A 20,746-nucleotide genomic window follows, 5' to 3' on the forward strand; every position below is an offset into this window, starting at 1 on the left:
GATAATTTTCGTTTTTGATTAGAAACTGTAAGTTAAACCAACTCCCGGAGCAAATACTGTCGACTTATACGTTCCGCCAAACGGAAGTTTGTCCCCTGTCCCTGCTGTAGGATCCACATAATGATCGTAAGAGTTGTCGATCTCATCAAAATGAAGATAAAGGAACGATGCATCAACTCCAAGTTTTTTATTGATCTGGTACGTTAAACCTCCCGTGAATCCCATCGCATCGTTACGAGGTGTTTCCGGAGCAAAATATCCGTCTCTAACAGGACTTTCATCCTTATACCAACCTGCTCTGAAAGTGAATTTTTCATTCGCTTTATACTGCGTTCCAAACCTGTAGGTATTGGTGTCTTTATAATTTCTTGCATTAACAGACGTCGGAACATTGTTTGCGAAATCTACCGTAAGGTTTTCATAAACTCTCCATAACGTTCTGTTGTAATCGAAGGCCACCATCCATTTTTTGGTGATGTTATACGATAAACCGGCAGTAATTTCAGCAGGCAAAGGCAAATCCGCATCAAAATTAGTATCGGTAAATGTTCCCTGTGCAATAACCGGCACATCGTGGAACGTAGCGTCACCATCACGGGCTTCCATGATGATTTCCGAACGGTAGTTAAACCCTAAACGCATTTTATCGCAAGGATTGAACATAAAACCGGCCGTATATCCCCAAGCGGTAATCCCTTTAGCATCCAAAGTAACATCAGCAGGCTGACCGTTAGCAGAAAGCAATGGGTTTGGCGTAATGTTTCTGTTGAACTCCACTGAACCGTTTACATAAATAGGTCCTCCGCCAAAACTGAACTGATCACTGATTTTAACGGAAATGGTAGGCTGAACATAGATCGCTTTCAGGTCAATGTTATTAACCAAATGCGCTCCCTGCCAATCCTGATCCCATTCCACGGCACTACCAAACGGTGTATATACTGCTAAACCGGCAGTTAACCATTTGTTGATTTTATATGAGGCATAAATATTAAACGGCGTTCCCATATTTTCTGTGGAAGCCGTCCAGTTGTAGGTTTCATTCTTAAAATTTGTTTTGGCAAACAGCGCACTTGCTCCTACCGATAAATTGAATTTATCTTCCAGGAAAGACAAACCGGCCGGGTTGAAGAAGGCAGACTCCGCACTATTAACAACAGCAACACCCGTGTGCCCCATTGCCAATTGTTTCTGGCCCTGCAAACTCACACGGTATCCCCCTGCAAATGCCGAGGAACCAGCCAAAGCCAATAAAGTTAAAGATAATAATTTTCTCATAGTTAAAATGTGTTAGTTTTCGAGTTTCTAAATAAACAGCATTCCAAATTTATAACAAAATATGGATTTTACAATTTTTTTAAGAAAAATGTTATGCTTTCATAGTATTTTTACAAAAGCCATCGTCATTGCTTGATTTATTTAAGATACTCCGACACAACTGTGAAAAAATCGAAAGGATTTTCTGCATGAAGCCAATGCCCGGCATTTTGTATAGTAACTATTTCAGAATCAGGAAAATGATAACGAATCGTTTCGAAATCAGCATCTAAAATATAATCCGACTTGTCACCGCGAAGGAACAAGGTTGGTTTTTCAAAGGTGTTTTCAAACGGAAGTGCCTTCCCGATGACTTCAATTTTACGATTAAAAACGTCAAGATTAAAACGAAACCCGAGCTGTCCCGGCGTTACCCAATAAAGGTTTTTCAGCAAGAACTGACGCGTTCCGAAATCGTTGATATACTGAGAAAGTACTGCTTCCGCTTCTGCTCTTCCCGGCTGTTGTGAAAAATCAATAGCGTTCAGTCCGGCCAGGATTTTCTGGTGATGCGGCGGATAATGTTTAGGACCAATATCGGCTACAATCAGCTTTTCAACTTTCTCAGGATAAGTCGTCGCAAAAAGCATCGCCACCTTGCCTCCCATGGAATGCCCCAAAAGATAAATCCTATCCAGTTGATGTTTTTCACAATACTCATAAACATCCTGAACCATAATTTCATAACTAAAATCTTCGGAATGTGGACTTTTCCCATGATTGCGCATGTCCAGCGTATGTACCTGAAGCCCAAGTTGCGCGAACTGCCCGGAAAGGGTTTTCCAGTTGTCCGACATTCCTAAAAAACCGTGAATGATCAAAAACGGCTTACCTTCCCCTTCTATTCTCGAATACAGTTCCATTACTTCAAACGTTGTAAATACATGTTAACCACATTCTCCAAACCAAGGTAAAGCGATTCCGAAATCAGGGCGTGACCGATGGAAACCTCCAAAAGCCCCGGAATATTTTCTTTGAAAAATTTGATGTTGTCAAGACTAAGATCGTGTCCTGCATTAATTCCCAAATCCAGATCATTAGCCAAAACAGCTGCCGCCACATAGGGCTCGATTCCTTTTTTATTACCCAAGCCGTACTGGTGCGCAAATTCTTCGGTGTACAACTCGATTCGGTCGGTTCCTGTTTCCTTAGCACCTTCAATCATTGCCAAAACCGGATCCACAAAAATCGAAGTTCGGATCCCATGTCTTTTAAATTCAGAAATCACTTCTTTCAGATAGGACTGATGGGTTACGGTATCCCAACCGGCATTTGAGGTAAGCGCGCCAATGGCATCCGGCACCAAAGTCACCTGCGTGGGCTTGCATTCCAACACCAAATCGATGAAGTTATGCTGTGGATTGCCTTCAATATTATATTCGGTATGCACAATCGGCACCAAATCGCGCGCATCCTGATAGCGGATATGACGTTCGTCAGGTCTTGGATGCACTGTGATGCCTTCCGCACCAAAACGTTGGATATCGGTCGCAACCTTCAGTAAATTAGGCACATTACCACCTCTTGAATTACGCAAAGTGGCTATTTTATTTATGTTTACGGATAATTTTGTCATGCTAAAAAAATTTACTTACAAAAATACAAAGTATATTTAAGCTGAAATGTCCTATTTTTTGATTATTTTGCATTCGATTTGGATTTTATTCCCATGATAGAAATTACTGACTATATAAGCAACGAAATCAATGCACTTTCAATAACCGACAGAATTGAAAATGCTCAGGATATTTTTCTGGAATATTCCTTCAGTCATTTTCCAGTATTGGAAGATGGGGTCTACATTGGCTGCATCAATGCTGAAGATGCGGAATTACTGGAAGACAACAAAATCATCAACGATTTCCGCTACAATTTCGAGCGCTTTTTTGTGCGCAGTACCCTGAACTGGCTAGACGTTATGGAAGTTTTCGCCAAAAACGAAGCCAACCTGATCCCGGTTCTGGATGCGAACAACAAATACCTGGGATATTACGAACTCGACGACATTATTAAAATTTTCAACGATACACCGTTCCTGAAAGAAGATGGCGGTGTTATTATAGTAGAAAAAGGAGTTCGCGACTACAGTATGGGAGAAATTGCTCAGATCATTGAAAGCAACAACGCCAAACTGCTGGGCGCCTTTATTTCCTATTCCGATATCGACAAAGTGCAGGTAACGGTAAAAATGAGCCTGGGCGGTATGAATGAAATCATTCAGAGTTTCAGGAGATACAATTACGAAATCATCAGCGAACACCAGGAAGACGCTTATCTGAACAACCTCAGAGACCGGTCTGACTATCTGGATATGTACTTAAACATTTAAGCTTCTATGAAATTAGCCATTTACGGACAATATTACCCGGAGAAAACACACGACATCCTAAAAAAAGTCTTCGCTGTTCTGGATAAATACAACGCAAAAGCGGTTTTTGAAGCCAACTTTTTCAACACCCTTCAGGAATACAAACTTATTGAAGGCGACTACGAAGTTTTTTCCACGCACTATGAACTAGACAACAGCATCGATTTCTTTATCAGTATCGGAGGTGACGGTACCATGTTGCGCGCCGCTACGTTCGTAAAAAACAAAAACATTCCGATTGTAGGGATTAATGCTGGGCGTTTGGGATTTTTAGCAAATGTGCAACAGGACGATATCGAAAAATTATTGCCGAATCTTTTCGAAAAACAATACCAACTTTCCAAAAGAACGCTTTTAAGTTTAGAATGTTATCCGGACCCTTGCGATATTTTCGATCTGAATTTTGCCCTGAATGAAATAACGGTTTCCCGAAAAAACACCACATCGATGATTACCATCGAAACCTGTTTGAACGGTGAATACCTAACCTCTTTTTGGGCAGACGGACTGATTATTTCTACTCCGACTGGGTCCACAGGCTACAACCTGAGTTGTGGCGGACCGGTCATCACACCGGATTCCGGCTGCCTGGTCATCACACCGATTGCCCCTCACAACCTTAATGTACGCCCGTTGATTATTTCCGATGCGACTGAAATCAAACTGAAAGTTTCCGGTAGAGAACCCCAGTTTCTGATTTCGCTGGATTCCGGCACCAAAACCATCGACAACGAAAACGAAGTACACATCAAAAAAGCCCCTTTTACCATCAATATGGTGGAATTCCCCAATGAAACTTTTCTGAAAACATTACGCAACAAATTGCTGTGGGGCGAGGATAAACGCAATTGATAGTTTTTATTGTTTTTTTCATACTATCGAGGCACAATTCCCGTTAATTATTGATTATCCAATAATTTACATCCTTAATCGCATGAAAATATAACGATTGGGGTGGTTTAGAAATCAATATTATTATATTTGCACACTATTTTAACAAAATGAACAGAATCGTACTTGTCGCTTTCTTTCTCTTGCTGTTTTCTGAAACACAGGCTCAAATCCATGAGATTGGCGTTTTTGTAGGCGGAAGCAACTATATTGGTGATGTTGGCCCAACCGATTATATCAGCCCTAACGAGCTGAGTTTAGGCCTTTTGTACAAATGGAACCGAAGTAAAAGACACTCTTGGCGTTTTTCATATACCCAGGGAAAAATTACTTCAGATGATTTGGATTCGGATGCTCCCTCAAGATATAAAAGAGGTTACAGCTTCGAAAACGAAATAAAAGAATTGTCAGCGGGCCTGGAATTCAATTTTTTTGATTTCAACCTGCACGACAGTGGCTGGATCGTAACCCCATATGTGCATTCGGGATTAAGCTATTTCCGATACGATGAACTGTATGTGATCAACGGCCAGACTGAAATAGACGAAAGCAAATGGGCCTTTGCCATCCCCATGACCGTGGGCATCAAAAGCCGTATTGCCGATAAATTTGTATTAGGACTGGAAACCAGTATAAAATACAGTTTTACAGATAATTTAGACGGAAGTAATCCTAAAAACGACGATTACAATTCCTTACGATTCGGAAACTTAAACAGCAAAGACTGGTATGTTTTCACAGGGCTCACCCTTACGTACACGTTTGGTCAAAACCCATGTTATTGCGCAGAATAAATGAATTTGAAAGACACCATAAACAAAGACAATCTACCCAAGCACCTGGCCATCATCATGGATGGTAATGGTCGTTGGGCCAAACAAAAAGGGATGTTACGTGCTTTTGGCCACGAAAACGGCACCAAAGCCGTTCGTGAAGTTGTGGAAACTTCGGCTAAACTGGGCATAGAAAACCTAACCCTTTACGCCTTTTCCACTGAAAACTGGAACCGCCCGAAACTGGAAGTCGACACCTTGATGAAACTTCTGGTTACCTCCTTAAAAGGAGAACTAAAAACCCTTCAGAACAATAGCATCCGCCTGAATTCGATTGGAAACCTGGACAATTTGCCGGCCTCCGTTAAAAAAGAACTGATGGATGTTATCGAAAAGACAAAAGACAATACACGCATGACCTTGACACTTGCGCTGAGCTACGGCTCCCGCGAAGAAATTGTCAATGCCGTGAGAAAAATAAGCGATAAAGTTAAAAATAATATAATTTCAAGTACTGATATTGACGAATCAATTATTAATCAGCATCTTTACACGCAAAATTTACCGGATGTCGATTTAGTTATCCGTACCAGTGGTGAGCACCGAATCAGCAACTTTCTGCTTTGGCAGATTGCGTATGCTGAATTCTATTTTACCGAGGTGTTATGGCCTGACTTTAGAGAAAAAGATTTGTATGAAGCAATTATCAGTTATCAGAAAAGAGAACGAAGATTTGGAAAAACGAGTGAACAAATTAAATAATACCACAATGTTTCAAAAGGCAACAAAACTACTTTTTGCTGTTTTACTATTAGGAAATATATCTACTTTAAAAGCTCAGGAAACAACTGCTCCCGAAGCCGGAAAACAATATATACTTGCCGATGTTGACGTAACGGGAAAAATAAACTACAACAAACAAACCGTAATTACTTTTGCCGGGCTTGAAAAAGGCCAACCTATAATGGTTCCGGGAGATGAGGTGAGCAACGCCATTAAAAAACTTTGGAAGCTCGGGCTTTTCAATGACATCAACTTTTACATCAACCGCATACAGAACGACAGTATCTGGTTAGAGCTGAGCATCAACGAATTACCAAAACTGAATGATGTAAAATTCACAGGTGTCAAAAAGGGCAAAATTGACGAACTGATCAAAGACAACGATCTTAAGAAAGACAAGGTGATCAACGAAAACCTTTTGACCACCACCAAAAACTACATCGAAAACAAATACAAAAAAGACGGATACTACAACACCAAAGTAGTCATAAATACTGTACCCGATTCCACTGACAATCGTTTAAACATGGTTATTGCCGTGGACCGCGGTAAAAAGGTGAAAATCAACAAAATCACCTTCAGCGGAAACTCGCAGCTAAAATCCGCAAAACTTAAAAAAGCCATGTCCGGCACTAAGGAAAAAGCGCCTTTAAACCCTTTGCGTATTTTCAAATCGTCTAAATACATCAAGGAGAAATACAACGAGGACCTAACGGCTATCGTGGACAAATACAAAGAAAAAGGATACCGTGATGCCCGTGTTACTTCAGAAACCGTTAATTTCAACAAAGAAAAGAACACTGTAGACATCAACATCAATCTTGAAGAAGGAAGAAAACATTACTTCGGAAACATCCGCTTCCTGGGGAACAGTATCTACAACAACCAGCAATTGGAGCAAGTACTTGGTATAAAAAAAGGAGAAGTTTACAATGGCAAGATGTTAGACGAACGTATTTCCGACAAGAAAAACCCGGATGCGGAAGACTTAACCAATCTATACCAGAACAACGGTTATTTATTCTCCAACATCAATGCCGTGGAAGTAAAAACGGTAAACGACACCATCGATTTCGAAATCAGAATCACTGAAGGACCGATAGCCTATTTCAACAATGTTACGGTTACCGGTAACGACAAAACCAACGACCACGTAATTTACCGTGAGTTACGTACCAAACCGGGACAGAAATGGAGCAAGGAAAACGTGGTAAGAACCATCCGCGAATTAGGCCAATTGGGTTATTTCGATCCGGAGCAATTATCTCCGGACGTCAAACCTAACGGAGCAGACGGTACCGTGGACATCAATTATAATGTAGTTGAAAAAGGATCCAGCCAGATCGAACTTCAGGGTGGTTATGGCGGTGGCGGTTTCATCGGAACCCTTGGTCTTTCCTTTAACAACTTCTCGGTTAGAAACATTTTCAACAAGAAGGCCTACAAACCGCTTCCTATGGGAGACGGTCAAAAACTGGCCTTGCGTTTACAGGGAAGCACCTATTTTCAAACCTACAGCTTATCGTTCTCTGAACCATGGTTAGGCGGAAAAAAACCAGTAAGTTTCTCAACATCGCTTTCACACAGTACGCAATATTTATACAATTATTCCTCGCGTGATGTGGACCGCAGCCAAAGTTTCAACATTACGACCATTTCGGTAGGTATGGCTAAACGATTAGCGGCTCCGGATGACTATTTCGTATTGTCAAATTCGGTATCATTCCAGTATTACAACCTGAACAATTACAACACAGGATTGTTTACCTTCGGAAACGGGGCTTCCCGAAACTTAACGTATACTATCGGACTTTCCCGAAACAGCAAAGGTCTTAACCCTATCTACCCTACTTACGGTTCGGAGTTTTCGGTTTCCGGAAAATTCACCCCGCCGTATTCCCTTGTAAATGGAGTAGATTATAAAAACTTGGACAAGCTTAAAGAAAACAAATACGTTTATTCCGGAACACAGTTTGTGGGTTCTGACGGTATTATGGTTTACCCTGGAGATTACGTAGATGTTTTACCTGGAAATTCAGATAATATCCTTCCGAAAAAAGTGGACACATGGGAAGATGCTGCAGCTGATCCGTCAAAAATCGACCAAAAACGATTTAATTGGTTAGAATACTATAAAATTAAGTTCAAAGCTGACTGGTATACAAAAATTTATGATAAATTAGTACTACGATCTTTAGGAGAATTCGGATTCTTGGGAGCGTATAATCAGGACAGAGGGTTGGTTCCGTTCGAAAGGTTCTATTTAGGAGGAGATGGTTTGGCCAATTTCTCGATGGACGGAAGGGAAATGATTCAGTTACGTGGTTATCCGAACCAGTCACTTTCACCGGTTATCTACAAAAACGGTATTCCGGAACAAATTGGAGGAACTATTTACAATAAATTCTCCCTAGAATTGCGTTATCCTATTACATTGAAACAGCAAGCTTCCATTTATGCTTTGACTTTTGTGGAAGGTGGTGCTTCGTTTGGATCGTTTAAAGATTACAATCCGTTTTCCTTACAGCGTTCCGCTGGATTTGGATTGCGAGTGTTTATGCCGGCATTTGGTTTATTGGGAATTGATTTCGGACACGGGTTTGACCCAGTTCCTGGAGAGGAGAAAAAGAGCGGCTGGCAGACACATTTTATTATTGGACAACAGTTTTAAGATTTGGCACGATAGTTGAACTAAACTTTTCAGTTATGAGAAAACATTTTTTGATTGCACTTGTAACTCTTGCAAGCGTGTTTGCAAATGCTCAAGGTAAAGGAGTAAAAGTAGGTTATATTGACATGGACTATATTCTGGAAAAAGCACCAGAATATGCCGAAGCCAAAAACCAGCTTGAACAAAAAGCACAAACCTGGAAACAGGAAATTGAGCTGAAGAAAGCAGAAATCAATAAACTAAGAGACAACCTGAATACTGAAAAGGTGCTTTTAACGCGTGAATTGATTGCTGAAAGAGAAGAAGAAATTATGTTCCTTGAAAAGGAAATGTTGGACTATCAGCAAAAAAGGTTTGGTCCTAGCGGAGATTTGATGATCCAGAAGGCCACTTTAATAAAGCCGATACAGGATCAGGTTTTTAATGCTGTTCAAGATATCGCTGAAGCCGGAAGATACGATTTTGTATTTGACAAATCTTCGGACATGTCGATGGTTTTTGCTTCACAGCGCTTCGACATCAGTGACAGGGTTTTACGTGTTTTGACCAGAGCCCAGAAAAAGGAACAGATGTCTAAAAAACAGATCAAAGAACAGGAAAAACAGGATGCCCTGGAAGATATCGCTGCTGAAAACCCTGATCAGTTAGAACGTCAGAAAAAATTGGATGAGAAGAAAGCTGCCAGAGAAAAGCTTATAGAAGAGCGTAAAAAAGCGGCAGAGGACAAGAAAAAAGCGTATGCCGAGAAACGCCAGCAAATGTTAGATGAGAAAGCGGCCAAGAGAAATCAAGGCAAAACCACTAACAAACCAGCTACAGAAACCGCTAAAGACAGCATAAAACTTTCTGACGGCAAAACCGCACCGGAAAAACAAAAAGACAGCGCTGCGGTATCAGATGCTGCAAGAAAAAAACTCGAAGCCGAAGAAAAGCGAAAACAAATCGCTGAAGACAAGAAAAAACAAATCGATGAGCGTAAAAAAGCGCTTGAAGAACGAAGAAAGAAAATATTAGAAGACAGAGAAAAGGCAAAAAAAGCCAAAGAAGAAGCAGATAAACAAAAAACAGAAAACAAGAATTAAAAATTAAATTAACTAGTATCAAAATGAAACAATTAAAAACTTTACTTATCGCTGCTGCATTATTTTTAGGTGCTAACCAGACTGTTTCAGCACAGGCAAAAGTGGCTCACATTGATGTACAGGAATTAATGACTACGATGCCGGAAATGAAAACAGCTCAGGCTCAAGTGAAAAAAATCGGAGAAACTTACGAAAAAGAATATCAGACTTTGGTTGCAGAATACCAAAACAAACTAAAAAAATACGAGTCTGAAGCTACAACCGTTGGTGAAGCGGTAAACGAAACCCGTGCTAAAGAAATGCAAGATATGGGACAACGCATCCAACAATTCAGAGAAACAGCTCAGAAGGAGGTTCAGCAAAAAGAAATGGATTTGGTAAAACCAATCATGGACAAAGCTAAAAATGCGATCCAAAAAGTTGCTAAAGCAAAAGGATACCAGTATGTATTGGATTCTACAACCGGAAGCGGTGTAATTTTAGCTGAAGGACCAAACTTATTGGCTGATGTTAAAAAAGAATTAGGATTCTAATCTTATAATTTTTTCATAAAATAAAAAACTGCCCTTTCACAAGGGCAGTTTTTTTTTACATTTGTTTTATGAGCAGCAACCAACCTATAGGCATCTTTGATTCCGGCATTGGCGGAACTTCCATCTGGAAGGAAATCCACACCCTTCTACCCCATGAACATACAATTTATCTGGCCGACAGCAAAAACGCACCGTACGGACAAAAATCCAAAGAAGAAATTCTTGCGTTAAGTATTAAAAACACTGAAATACTGCTCGAGCAAAACTGCAAAATGGTGGTAGTAGCCTGTAATACTGCTACAACAAATGCCATCAAAGAACTCAGGGCAAAATACGATATCCCGTTTATCGGTATTGAACCAGCCATTAAACCGGCCGCCAATTTAAGCGAGACGGAGACCATAGGCATATTAGCCACTAAAGGCACCATTAACAGCGAATTATTCAACCGTGCAGTGGAAACCTACTCCAATGTAAAAATAATCGAACAAATCGGCCACGGTCTGGTACAGTTAATCGAAGAAGGCAAAATGGAATCCGAAGAGATGACACAACTCCTGAAATCGTATCTAAATCCAATGGTGGAAGCCAATATCGACTATTTGGTATTAGGTTGCACGCATTATCCGTATCTGATTCCACAGATCCGAAAAATGATCCCGGAACACATCAAGATTATCGATTCCGGTGAAGCGGTCGCCAAACAAACTAAAAATGTGCTGCAAAAAAATAATCTGCTTAATCCCTCTAAAGAAGAAAGTAAGCAGATTTTCTATGCCAACAGTGACAGTACCGTTTTAAAAAACATACTCGGGTTTACCGAAAATGTTATTGAAAAAGACTTTTAATCCTCTTTGAACCAAGAAGAGTACATCACATAATTATTGGATATTCTTTCGATTTCCCCGGCAAAATCAGAGGCATTAATATCTTTTACCTTTTTAGCAGGAATCCCGGCGTAAATAGTTCCGGATTCCACTACAGTGTTTTGGGTCACTACCGAACCGGCAGCGACTATGGAATTGCTCTCAATAACACAATTATCCATAACGATAGAGCCCATACCGATCAAAACATTATCCTGCACCGTACAGCCGTGCACAATAGCGTTATGCCCAATGGAAACATTATTACCGATAACCGTCGGATGCTTCTGATAGGTACAATGGATTATTGCACCATCCTGGATGTTTACTTTATTTCCAATGGTAATGGAATGCACATCCCCGCGTACTACAGCATTAAACCATACACTACAGGAGCTCCCGAAGGTAACCTGTCCCACCACGGTAGCATTTTCAGCTAAATAACAATCTTCCGGTATTTGAGGCAAAAAACCCCTTACTTCTTTTATCAGTGCCATATACTAGTAAAAAAAAGTCCCGATAATATCGGGACAAATTAATAATTCTTTTATAATTAGTTAACTGCAGGACAGTTACAGTGGTAAGGCTCACGCTTACAGTTGAAGTTGATTCCAAGAGTAATCTGGTGGAATCCGCTGTTGTCAAACTTAATATCCCCTGTTAAATACGAGTACGTATAAGCAAACATCAGGTTTTTATAGTTTACCCCAACAATAGGTGTAATGTATTGTAATTTTTGTTCTTTAACTTCTCCATCTTGTAAATACTGTGTTCCGTCAAAACTTCTTCTGTACGAAAGACCTCCCCAGATTTTACCAAAGCTCTCCATAGTCTTGTACACTTTGATGTTGGCGTCAATCGCTTTTTCTTTAGTTTCCTGAGTCATCTGGAACATAAAAGAAGGCTCCCACTGGATTCCTTCATCGCTTCCAAAAGTATATCCGGCAGACCAAAGTACTTTTCTAAGGTTATCACTTTCCACATCAGAATAAATCTGACGTTTGTTTGCGATAGCATTTTTAACGGTAACGTGTGTATAGAAATCATTTAAATGATACGACAATCCTAAATCCACATTGAAATATGTGTATTTATCACGAACAATTCCCTGAACGGTAGGATCCGGATATTCCAAAACATTGAAACGGGTCTCATCCAAAACACTCTGGATTGCCCCCACACTGGCTCCAAACGATAACATGTTCAAATCGCCTCCAAACTGGATATGGTGTGCATAGGTAACTTTTGCCCCTACTTGTGAATGGTAACCGTTTTTATCGTTAAAAGCGATAACACCCACACCGGATTTTTGTGATTCTCCCAAAGAAGTATTGAAACTCAAAGTCTGCAATTTAGGAGCATCTTCCTGTCCAAACCATTGCTGACGTGCTGTCAAACGGACTTTCGCACAATTTGCGGCACCGGCCATAGACGGGTGAATCAAATAATAGTTATCAGAAAGATAATCTGAATATACGGCAATACCTTCCTGTGAAAAAGAAAACTGCGATACGATTAATGCAAGAACCAATAAAGGCTTTTTAAATATTTTCATAACTTTTGCTAGTTGAAACAATGTTCGTTTTTGAAAATTACAGGTCTTTTTTTGAAACCCCTCAAATATATAAATTTTTGAATAAGTAACACAACCGTAAGGAAATAATGTCCAAATAAATTTTAAACAAACCTTATCAATGTGTTAATTTTTTCTTTAAAAGGCCAAATATACTTAATCATAGAAAATATCTTCATTAAATTTGCAAAAAATCACAAAAACCATGTTAAAAGTAACAATAAAAGAGACTCAGAATCCGACGATTATGAAATTCGAATTTCCGGAGTTCATCACTAAAAGTCAGAACTTTGAGTTTAAAAATATAGACGAAACGGGAGAATCGCCTTTAGCTAAAAAACTATTCTACCTTCCGTTTGTAAAAACCGTTTATATTTCGGGCAATTTCATCGCGGTCGAAAAATTCTCGATTGTTGAATGGAGCGAAGTAAAAGAGCTGCTTGCGGAAGAAATTGAAAACTTCGTGGACAAAGGCGGAAAAATCATCAACATTGACGAATCGACTAATAAAAAAATACCGATTACCGTGTACAGCGAGACCACGCCAAATCCTTCCGTAATGAAATTCGTGGCGAGTAAAATGCTGACCAAAACCATGGTGGAATGCAAAAACATCGACGATACAGCCGCTTCTCCGCTAGCTAAGGAATTGTTCAAATTCCCTTTTGTAAAAGAAGTGTTCATCGATGAAAATTACGTTTCCGTTTCCAAATACGATATTGCCGAATGGATGGAAGTCACACAGGAAATCCGCTCGTTCATCAAAACCTACATTGAAGAAGGCAAAACCGTGATTGACGAAACACAAATCGTAAAAACCGTTCACCACGAAACACAACAGGAAGCATATTTTGACAACCTGGATGAGATTTCACAACGAATCATCAACATTTTAGAAGAATACGTAAAACCTGCGGTACAATCCGATGGCGGAAACATTGCTTTCCAATCCTACGATGAAAAAGAAAAACGCGTAAAAGTGATTCTTCAGGGTGCCTGCAGCGGATGCCCTTCCTCAACCTTTACCCTGAAAAGCGGTATCGAAAACATGTTGAAGGAAATGCTGAATGATCAGGAAATCAAAGTTGAGGCAGTAAACGGATAATTTTGCAGTTGCTCTAAAAACCCCCATAAAGAATTGGTTTTAAGGAAAATACCTGCTAATTTTATTAGCTAAACCTTAAAATTCAACACATCATGGGAGTAATGAAAGTTATAGAAATTCTATCCAGTTCCGATGTGAGCTGGGAAGAAGCCACCAGAAAAGGGGTTGCTGAAGCCGCAAAAACCTTAAAACATATCCGTTCTGCATATGTTCAGGAACAAAGCGCAGTAGTGAACGAAGAAGGAAAAGTCACCGCCTATCGCGTCAACCTGAAACTTACCTTCGAGATCAAATAATTTCAGAAATCACCGTATCTTTAAGCGTTCTAACAAGGACGCTTTTTTTATTCCCCTTGGAAAGGTGTCCGAAGGACGGGGTGGCTTCTCCGTCCCTAAAACAAGACTTATGAAAAACGAATTACAGCACGAAACCAGTCCCTACCTTTTGCAGCACGCCAACAATCCGATCCATTGGAAGGCATGGAACAACAATACTTTACAAACCGCCAAAGACCAAAACAAACTGATTGTGGTCAGCATCGGGTATTCGGCCTGCCACTGGTGCCACGTAATGGAACATGAAAGTTTCGAAGATGAAGAGGTCGCACAGGTGATGAATTCCGGTTTCGTTTCCATCAAAGTAGACCGCGAAGAACGCCCGGATGTGGATGCCATTTACATGAAAGCCGTCCAACTAATGACCAAGCAGGGCGGCTGGCCTTTAAATGCGGTATGTTTACCCGACGGCAGACCGGTTTGGGGCGGCACCTATTTCCCTAAGGAGAATTGGATGGACATACTGCAACAACTCCAGCAGTTATATCAGGACAATCCGGAAAAGATGATCGATTATGCCGAAAAACTGCATCAGGGCATACAGGTTTTGGCTGTGGTCGAAAAAAACCCTTCCGAACAATTGGCCACTACCGATAATTTAAAACCTATGGTGGAAAAATGGTCTAAAAGCTTCGATTGGGAGTACGGCGGCTATGCACGGGCACCAAAATTCATGATGCCGAACAATTATCTGTTTTTGCAACGTTACGGCTATCAGACCAAATCGAAAGACCTACTGGATTTTGTAGACCTGACCTTAACCCGAATGGCGTACGGCGGTTTGTTTGACACGGTAGATGGCGGCTTTGCAAGATATTCGGTGGATGTGCGCTGGCATGTGCCGCATTTCGAAAAAATGATCTACGACAACGGCCAGTTGATTTCCTTATATGCCCAAGCGTATAAACGCACAAAAAATCCTTTATACCAAGAAGTCATTGAAAAAACTCTTGCGTTTACCGAAAGGGAACTTTTCAATACAGATCATGCGTTTTATTCCGCACTTGATGCCGACAGTATCAATGAAATCGGCAAATTGGAAGAAGGCGCTTTTTACGTTTGGAAAAAAGAAGCTTTACAACAACTGCTGAAAGATGATTTTGAGCTTTTTGCAGAAGTCTTCAACATCAACGAATTCGGTTTTTGGGAGCACGAAAATTACGTCCTGATCCAAAGCCAGACGATCGAAAACCTCGCTTCGCAATTCGGCATGACCGAAACCGAACTGCTTCAGAAAAAGAAACAGTGGGAACAACTGCTTTTTAACGAAAGGGAAAAACGCCCGAAGCCAAGACTGGACGACAAATCCTTAACTTCTTGGAACGCTATTATGCTGAAAGGCTATGTCGAAGCGTACAAAGCTTTAGGCCACGATCATTATTTGGAAATTGCCGAAAAAAATGCACAATTCATTATTACCCGACAATGGTCCGAAGACGGGTTTCTTTGGCATTCTTATAAAAACGGAAAAAGTACCATAACCGGTTTTCTTGAAGATTACGCTTTGGTAATTGATGCTTTCCTCGCTTTATATCAGGCCACTTTAAACGAAAACTACCTGCATCAGGCCAAACAACTGACCGATTACTGTCTGGAGCATTTTTACGATACCGAAAAACAGTTTTTTGCTTTCAACCCGAAGGACAACACCCAACTCATTGCCGAACATTTTGAAACGGAAGACAATGTGATTCCGGCTTCCAATTCGGTTATGGCCAACAATTTATACGCACTGAGCCTTTTGTTTCACAACAACTATTATGAAAAAGTGGCGTTACAGATGCTGCATCACATGATTCCGTATATGGATTATGCTTCGGCATTTTCGAACTGGCTGAACCTGTGGCTGGATTTAGCCGACGACAACAAAGAACTCGCCGTTTGCGGAAAAGACGCTTTGGAAAACCTTAAAAAACTCAACGCGGAATACCTTCCCAATGTGCTGCTGGCCGGAAGTATGACCGAAACAACCCTTCCCTTTCTGCAAAACCGATTTGAACAGAACAAACTGTTGTTTTATATTTGCAAAAATAAAAGTTGTCAATTACCCAATTCATCCTTAAATCTTACGCTATCAGAACTCAAAATCTCATAACAGCCATGGAAGTCGAAAAAGTAAACAGCTTGGTCGAACATTATTTCAATTTTCTGGTGGATTATTCGCCGCGCGTTGTATCGGCCATTTTAATTACCTTCATTGGTCTTTGGGGAATCAAGATCTTCTGCAAAGTTGTGGAACGCATCATGATCAAACGCGAATTGGAACCCACACTCATCCAATTCATCCTGGACATCCTAATTTGGGGTGCCCGTATCTTATTGTTTGTAACAGTTATTTCCCGATTAGGTGTTGAAACCTCCTCGTTTGTAGCCATCCTGGGAGCCATTGGTCTGGCCGTGGGGATGTCGCTGCAGGGATCCCTTTCCAATTTTGCCGGCGGAATGCTGATCATCATGTTCAAACCGTTTAAAGTGGGCGACAATATTGAGGCACAGGGCGAAACCGGAAAAGTACTTGAAATCCATATTTTCACCACTAAAATCTTAACGGCTCAAAACCAGATCGTTTATATCCCCAATGGTGTGCTTTCCAACGGGAAAATCAAAAATTTCTCTGAAAAAACCATGCGCCGCAGTGATTTGATCGTTAGAACCAGTTATGATTCTGACATTAAAGTGGTAAAATCCAACTTGGAAGAAATCGTAAAAAACCACCCGAAGGTTTTAAAATCTCCTGCACCGGAAGTAACGGTACATGAACTGACCGACGACAACATCAATTTCGCGGTAAAAATCTGGGTTAAAAATGCCGATCTGAGCAGAGTGAGTTCCGATATTCTGGAACAGAGTAAAGGCGTGATTAAACTTTAGGCTTGGTAGTCATTACGAAATCCTTAAGGTAAAACGGCTCGAAATACGCCACATCCACAAAATCGTTTTGCAGGTACTTCGCATACGACATCGCACTCATTTCGTTAGCGGAAGGATGTATCTCGGCATCATGGTACACAAATTTATCCGAATTTAGCACCGTTTTGCATTTTGCTGCGCCGTCCCCAAGTAAGTGAAGGGTTTGGTTTAGTCCCGAATAGGTGTTTTCATCAATGATTTCCGCCTGGGTTTCTCGTATCCTGGTATGATTTTGATCAAATAAAGCCGTAAAAACTTCCATTCTTCGGGCATCGATCATGGGAATAATGGTTCCGTTTTCCACCGTAATTTTTCGGGACAACGCTTCTAATGTGTCGGTAGCAATCAGTGGAATATTCAGCGAATAACTCAACCCTTTGGCAGCAGAAACCCCAATACGCAGTCCGGTATACGAACCCGGCCCCTGACTTACCGCAACGGCTTTCAATTCCTGAAAGGTGATTCCGGCTTTTTGCAACGCCTCTTCAAAAAAAACATGCAACTTTTCGGCATGCGAGTAGCCTTCATCGGCCACTTCCAAACACACCACCGTTTTGCCTTCATTGGCAATACTTACGGAACAATTTTTCGTTGCAGTTTCAATGTTTAGGATATACGCCATCGGTTTGTAAATTATTGGCAAAGATACGGGTTTGCCGGCCCAAATTCCAAGTAATCGGCAGCAATAAAAAAAACCAAACTGCTATCAATAACAATTTGGCTTTTAAAAGTATAACTAACCTGTTTATTAAGCTTTTTCGTCTTTATCCTTGTCTTTGTCCTTATCTTTCCCCTCAGCATCTTTTTTCTTGATCCTTACTTTATCACCCGGATTAAGCTCCTTGGTAACGGTCGTATAAGGGCCAATAATGACAACATCTCCTTTTTTCAGACCGCTGACCACTTCAATATTGGTATCGTCCTGGATTCCGGTTTTAATGATGCGAATTTTTGCTTTATCGCCTACTTTCACAAAAACACATTCGAATTTTTTCTCGTCGGAACCTTTGATTTTCTCTTCCTGTTCTTTCTCAAGTTCCTCCACGATATCTTTTTTGGCAGACGTCGTATCGGCTTTCATCACCACCGCACTGATCGGCACGGCCAATATGTTTTCTTTTCTTGTGGTGATAATGTCCACAGTCGCGGTCATCCCCGGACGGAAAGGCGAATAATTAGCCGGCTTGCCTTCCATTAAATCCTGATACGATTCTTTCTCAATTCTCACCTTTACTTTAAAATTAGTCACCTGATCCGCGGTGGTGGTTGCTGTGGAAGAATTAGAAATACTGGTAACCACTCCTTTGAATTCTTTTTTCAGATAAGCATCCACTTCAATTTTAGCTTCATCCCCGATGCTGATTTTCACGATATCGTTCTCGTTCACATCAACTTCCACTTCCATATTGTTCAGGTTCGCCACACGAAGTAACTCTGTCCCTGCCATTTGTTGGGTTCCCAAAACACGTTCCCCAAGTTCTACATCCAGTCTTGAAATGGTTCCGTCAGCTGGCGCGTAAATGGTTGTTCTTCCTAAATTATCTTTGGCTTCCGTTACAGTTGCCGAAGCACTCTGCACGTTATAATACGCCGATTGCTTGTTCGCCTGCGCCACTTCATAAGCCGAAATCACTTTATCCCATTCCGCTTTGGAAATCACGCCTTTTTCAAACAAACGTTTGTTTCGGTCGTAATTTGCTTTTGCTTCTTTCATTTGGGCATCGGCCTGGCTTAATCCTGCTTTTGTCGTAGAAAGGGAAGCTACGGTTCTGTTCACCCCTGACACATAAATATCCGGGTTGATCTTTACCAACAAATCGCCTTTTTTTACGGTTTGCCCTTCTTTAATCGGTAAGGCAATAATCTCTCCGGACACTTCAGAAGAAATTTTCACTTCCACTTCCGGCTGGATTTTCCCGGTAGCCGAAACGGTTTCCACTATGGTTATGGCATCGGTTTGGGCCACTTCGACTTCTTTCCCTTCTTCATTTTTTCCGATTACCCCCGCCTTAACGAGTACTATCAGTAAAACAGTCAACAGACCTGCTCCCAGCAGTAAGTATTTCACTCTCTTTGTCATGGTTATTGTTTTTTGTACAATGGAATTCCGAAATAGAATTCTAATATTTTGGTTCTGAAAATATAATCATATTTGGTACGCAATACTTCCGATTGCGCGTTTTCCATGGCCACATTGGCCTGTGTGAAATCGAACGAATTCATCATCCCGATTTCATAACGCGCCTTTGAAAATTCATAAGCCTGTTTTCTTGCTTCCAATGTTTTTTCCGCCGCTTCATACGATTTTTTCGCATTGGCCACATCGTTATAAGCCTGATAAACGTTACGTTCCAAATCCAACTCCGTTTGTTTCAACTGCAATTTAGCTTTTTCTTCGCTAATTTTACTGCGCTGCACTCGTCCGCGGGTGGCGAAACCGTTTAGTATTGGGACGTTCAAACTCAAACCGAAAGCTGTACCGTCGAAAAGATACAACTGGTCCATAAATTTAATATCTAAACTTCCCGACCAACGGGTGTTGTATCCCAAAAACGCAGACAATGTAGGTAAATAACTCGAACGGGCAATAGAAACATCTTTATGCGCCAAGTCAACATTAGCCATGGCAACTTTGATGTCTTTTACCGATTCTTTAGCTTTTCCGACTATAGTTTCCTGGTTTTCATTAAGAACAGTGGTCATTGGGATATCATAGGCCTCATCTGCAATATCAAACGTTGCATATTCTTCCAGAAGCAAAGTTTGACACAACGCGATTTTAGAAATCAACAAAGCATTTTCGGTATTGACAATTTGCTGTTCCTGTGACGCATCCGTTGCCTTCAGATCGTAAATATCCCCTGCCGGTACAGAACCTGCATCTATTAGTTTCTGGGTTCTCTCAATATTCTCTTTGGCGATCTTGTTTTGGTTCTGCAACACTTTCAACTGTTCTTTGTTGAACAAAATCTGCAGATAGGAATTGGCTACCGACAACGCGATATCATCCTTCATTTTATCAAGGCGGTACGTATTAGCAATCTTGTTCAGTTTAACCCTTTGCAGTGATTTCCAGTTTTGAAGCCCGTTAAAAAGAGGCAAACCGGCATTGGCACGGGCACTGAACGATTTAAAAGTCTGGTTTTCGAACTGGTTCGTTGCCGGGTTAATATTGGCTCCTGTATTGATACTGTAATCTGCACTTCCGCTTATGGTAGGCAAGAAACCACCAAGAGCTTCCATTTTTTCCACATCAACCGTTTTCAGATCCAATTCGGACTGTTTGATGGAAATATTATTTTTGATCGCATAATCCACACATTCCTCCAAAGTCCATTTTTTAGACTGGGCCTGGCTTTGTATGCAAAAAAACGAACTTAAAAAAAACAGTGTTTTAACCACTAGTATACGTTTCATAGGCTTAGAGTTGACAAGAGCGTTACAAAGATATAATTTTGAGAGTAATCTCTTATTCTTAAAACCCATAAGACGCATTTCTTTACAAAAAGTTACACGCTGCAACCAATAAAAATTTTACA

20 protein-coding genes are annotated in these 20,746 nt (G+C 40.8%); 12 read left to right on the plus strand and 8 right to left on the minus strand.

Features of this window, described 5'->3' with window-relative positions:
• Positions 1-18: 18 nt before the first annotated feature.
• From ACWPKD_RS05810 to ACWPKD_RS05820, 3 genes are all read right to left on the minus strand, one after another.
• Positions 19-1,278 (minus strand): OmpP1/FadL family transporter, encoded by a 1,260-nt coding sequence (locus tag ACWPKD_RS05810; RefSeq protein ID WP_455411727.1) that lies wholly within the window; start codon positions 1,276-1,278, stop codon positions 19-21.
• A gap of 137 nt (positions 1,279-1,415) precedes the next feature.
• Positions 1,416-2,180, minus strand: a complete 765-nt coding sequence (locus tag ACWPKD_RS05815; RefSeq protein WP_455411728.1) for an alpha/beta fold hydrolase — start codon at positions 2,178-2,180, stop codon at positions 1,416-1,418.
• Positions 2,180-2,893 carry a pyridoxine 5'-phosphate synthase gene (locus ACWPKD_RS05820; RefSeq protein WP_455411729.1) on the minus strand — a complete coding sequence of 238 codons (714 nt, stop codon included), beginning with the start codon at positions 2,891-2,893 and terminating at the stop codon, positions 2,180-2,182. The genes ACWPKD_RS05815 and ACWPKD_RS05820 overlap by 1 nt, the downstream gene beginning before the upstream one ends.
• Positions 2,894-2,986: 93 nt before the next feature.
• Here ACWPKD_RS05820 and ACWPKD_RS05825 point away from each other — a divergent pair, with 93 nt between their 5' ends.
• The 8 genes from ACWPKD_RS05825 (at position 2,987) to murI (ending at position 11,266) form a co-directional block, all read left to right on the plus strand.
• The gene (locus ACWPKD_RS05825; protein WP_455411730.1) at positions 2,987-3,646 is read left to right on the plus strand and encodes a CBS domain-containing protein; all 660 of its coding nucleotides are present in this window, start codon (positions 2,987-2,989) and stop codon (positions 3,644-3,646) included.
• A 6-nt stretch (positions 3,647-3,652) separates the two neighbouring features.
• A complete protein-coding gene (locus tag ACWPKD_RS05830) occupies positions 3,653-4,537 on the plus strand; it encodes an NAD kinase (protein ID WP_455411731.1) in 885 nt (294 codons plus the stop codon).
• Between the two features lie 149 nt (positions 4,538-4,686).
• Positions 4,687-5,370, plus strand: coding sequence for a type IX secretion system protein PorG (gene porG / locus ACWPKD_RS05835; RefSeq protein WP_455411732.1), 684 nt, complete (start codon positions 4,687-4,689; stop codon positions 5,368-5,370).
• The gene (locus tag ACWPKD_RS05840) at positions 5,371-6,111 is read left to right on the plus strand and encodes an isoprenyl transferase (RefSeq protein WP_455411733.1); all 741 of its coding nucleotides are present in this window, start codon (positions 5,371-5,373) and stop codon (positions 6,109-6,111) included. It begins immediately after the preceding gene.
• Positions 6,044-8,803, plus strand: coding sequence for an outer membrane protein assembly factor BamA (bamA, locus tag ACWPKD_RS05845; RefSeq protein WP_455411734.1), 2,760 nt, complete (start codon positions 6,044-6,046; stop codon positions 8,801-8,803). Before ACWPKD_RS05840 ends, bamA begins: the two co-directional genes overlap by 68 nt.
• A 35-nt stretch (positions 8,804-8,838) precedes the next feature.
• Complete coding sequence (locus ACWPKD_RS05850) at positions 8,839-9,885, plus strand: OmpH family outer membrane protein (RefSeq protein WP_455411735.1); 1,047 nt, start codon at positions 8,839-8,841, stop codon at positions 9,883-9,885.
• Positions 9,886-9,908: 23 nt separating this feature from the next.
• Entirely contained in the window at positions 9,909-10,418 is a 510-nt protein-coding gene (locus ACWPKD_RS05855; protein ID WP_455411736.1) for an OmpH family outer membrane protein, read from the plus strand.
• A gap of 68 nt (positions 10,419-10,486) precedes the next feature.
• Complete coding sequence (gene murI / locus ACWPKD_RS05860) at positions 10,487-11,266, plus strand: glutamate racemase (protein WP_455411737.1); 780 nt, start codon at positions 10,487-10,489, stop codon at positions 11,264-11,266.
• On the opposite strand, the gene ACWPKD_RS05865 is transcribed toward murI, so the two are convergent.
• Both ACWPKD_RS05865 and ACWPKD_RS05870 read right to left on the minus strand, forming a co-directional pair.
• Entirely contained in the window at positions 11,263-11,781 is a 519-nt protein-coding gene (locus ACWPKD_RS05865; protein WP_455411738.1) for a gamma carbonic anhydrase family protein, read from the minus strand. The genes murI and ACWPKD_RS05865 overlap by 4 nt on opposite strands.
• 56 nt (positions 11,782-11,837) lie before the next feature.
• Positions 11,838-12,839, minus strand: a complete 1,002-nt coding sequence (locus ACWPKD_RS05870; protein WP_455411739.1) for a PorP/SprF family type IX secretion system membrane protein — start codon at positions 12,837-12,839, stop codon at positions 11,838-11,840.
• Between the two features lie 223 nt (positions 12,840-13,062).
• Between ACWPKD_RS05870 and ACWPKD_RS05875 the strand changes: the two genes are divergently transcribed.
• The 4 genes from ACWPKD_RS05875 (at position 13,063) to ACWPKD_RS05890 (ending at position 17,168) form a co-directional block, all read left to right on the plus strand.
• Positions 13,063-13,962, plus strand: a complete 900-nt coding sequence (locus ACWPKD_RS05875; RefSeq protein WP_455411740.1) for a NifU family protein — start codon at positions 13,063-13,065, stop codon at positions 13,960-13,962.
• A gap of 92 nt (positions 13,963-14,054) precedes the next feature.
• Entirely contained in the window at positions 14,055-14,258 is a 204-nt protein-coding gene (locus tag ACWPKD_RS05880) for a dodecin family protein (protein ID WP_455411741.1), read from the plus strand.
• Positions 14,259-14,367: 109 nt separating this feature from the next.
• Positions 14,368-16,392: a thioredoxin domain-containing protein gene (locus ACWPKD_RS05885; RefSeq protein WP_455411742.1), complete on the plus strand. Its 2,025-nt coding sequence runs from the start codon at positions 14,368-14,370 to the stop codon at positions 16,390-16,392.
• A gap of 5 nt (positions 16,393-16,397) precedes the next feature.
• On the plus strand, positions 16,398-17,168 hold the full coding sequence (locus ACWPKD_RS05890) for a mechanosensitive ion channel family protein (protein WP_455411743.1): 771 nt from the start codon (positions 16,398-16,400) through the stop codon (positions 17,166-17,168).
• On the opposite strand, the gene tsaB is transcribed toward ACWPKD_RS05890, so the two are convergent.
• From tsaB to ACWPKD_RS05905, 3 genes are all read right to left on the minus strand, one after another.
• Entirely contained in the window at positions 17,158-17,829 is a 672-nt protein-coding gene (gene tsaB, locus ACWPKD_RS05895; protein WP_455411962.1) for a tRNA (adenosine(37)-N6)-threonylcarbamoyltransferase complex dimerization subunit type 1 TsaB, read from the minus strand. The two genes, ACWPKD_RS05890 and tsaB, sit on opposite strands and share 11 nt — an antisense overlap.
• Positions 17,830-17,955: 126 nt before the next feature.
• Complete coding sequence (locus tag ACWPKD_RS05900; protein WP_455411744.1) at positions 17,956-19,287, minus strand: efflux RND transporter periplasmic adaptor subunit; 1,332 nt, start codon at positions 19,285-19,287, stop codon at positions 17,956-17,958.
• A gap of 2 nt (positions 19,288-19,289) precedes the next feature.
• Positions 19,290-20,624 carry a TolC family protein gene (locus ACWPKD_RS05905; RefSeq protein ID WP_455411745.1) on the minus strand — a complete coding sequence of 445 codons (1,335 nt, stop codon included), beginning with the start codon at positions 20,622-20,624 and terminating at the stop codon, positions 19,290-19,292.
• Positions 20,625-20,746: the final 122 nt, after the last annotated feature.

The sequence above is a fragment of the Flavobacterium pedocola genome (assembly GCF_053764385.1).

Bases quoted from the DNA above. Each gene is read 5' to 3' on its own strand.
- ACWPKD_RS05880 (WP_455411741.1), top strand. From the start codon at position 14,055: ATGGGAGTAATGAAAGTTATAGAAATTCTATCCAGTTCCGATGTGAGC.
- ACWPKD_RS05875 (WP_455411740.1), top strand. From the start codon at position 13,063: ATGTTAAAAGTAACAATAAAAGAGACTCAGAATCCGACGATTATGAAA.
- ACWPKD_RS05885 (WP_455411742.1), top strand. From the start codon at position 14,368: ATGAAAAACGAATTACAGCACGAAACCAGTCCCTACCTTTTGCAGCAC.
- ACWPKD_RS05815 (WP_455411728.1), bottom strand. From the start codon at position 2,180: ATGGAACTGTATTCGAGAATAGAAGGGGAAGGTAAGCCGTTTTTGATC.
- porG (WP_455411732.1), top strand. From the start codon at position 4,687: ATGAACAGAATCGTACTTGTCGCTTTCTTTCTCTTGCTGTTTTCTGAA.
- ACWPKD_RS05820 (WP_455411729.1), bottom strand. From the start codon at position 2,893: ATGACAAAATTATCCGTAAACATAAATAAAATAGCCACTTTGCGTAAT.
- ACWPKD_RS05810 (WP_455411727.1), bottom strand. From the start codon at position 1,278: ATGAGAAAATTATTATCTTTAACTTTATTGGCTTTGGCTGGTTCCTCG.
- ACWPKD_RS05905 (WP_455411745.1), bottom strand. From the start codon at position 20,624: ATGAAACGTATACTAGTGGTTAAAACACTGTTTTTTTTAAGTTCGTTT.
- ACWPKD_RS05850 (WP_455411735.1), top strand. From the start codon at position 8,839: ATGAGAAAACATTTTTTGATTGCACTTGTAACTCTTGCAAGCGTGTTT.
- ACWPKD_RS05870 (WP_455411739.1), bottom strand. From the start codon at position 12,839: ATGAAAATATTTAAAAAGCCTTTATTGGTTCTTGCATTAATCGTATCG.
- ACWPKD_RS05830 (WP_455411731.1), top strand. From the start codon at position 3,653: ATGAAATTAGCCATTTACGGACAATATTACCCGGAGAAAACACACGAC.
- tsaB (WP_455411962.1), bottom strand. From the start codon at position 17,829: ATGGCGTATATCCTAAACATTGAAACTGCAACGAAAAATTGTTCCGTA.
- murI (WP_455411737.1), top strand. From the start codon at position 10,487: ATGAGCAGCAACCAACCTATAGGCATCTTTGATTCCGGCATTGGCGGA.
- ACWPKD_RS05840 (WP_455411733.1), top strand. From the start codon at position 5,371: ATGAATTTGAAAGACACCATAAACAAAGACAATCTACCCAAGCACCTG.
- ACWPKD_RS05865 (WP_455411738.1), bottom strand. From the start codon at position 11,781: ATGGCACTGATAAAAGAAGTAAGGGGTTTTTTGCCTCAAATACCGGAA.
- ACWPKD_RS05825 (WP_455411730.1), top strand. From the start codon at position 2,987: ATGATAGAAATTACTGACTATATAAGCAACGAAATCAATGCACTTTCA.
- ACWPKD_RS05900 (WP_455411744.1), bottom strand. From the start codon at position 19,287: ATGACAAAGAGAGTGAAATACTTACTGCTGGGAGCAGGTCTGTTGACT.
- bamA (WP_455411734.1), top strand. From the start codon at position 6,044: ATGAAGCAATTATCAGTTATCAGAAAAGAGAACGAAGATTTGGAAAAA.
- ACWPKD_RS05890 (WP_455411743.1), top strand. From the start codon at position 16,398: ATGGAAGTCGAAAAAGTAAACAGCTTGGTCGAACATTATTTCAATTTT.
- ACWPKD_RS05855 (WP_455411736.1), top strand. From the start codon at position 9,909: ATGAAACAATTAAAAACTTTACTTATCGCTGCTGCATTATTTTTAGGT.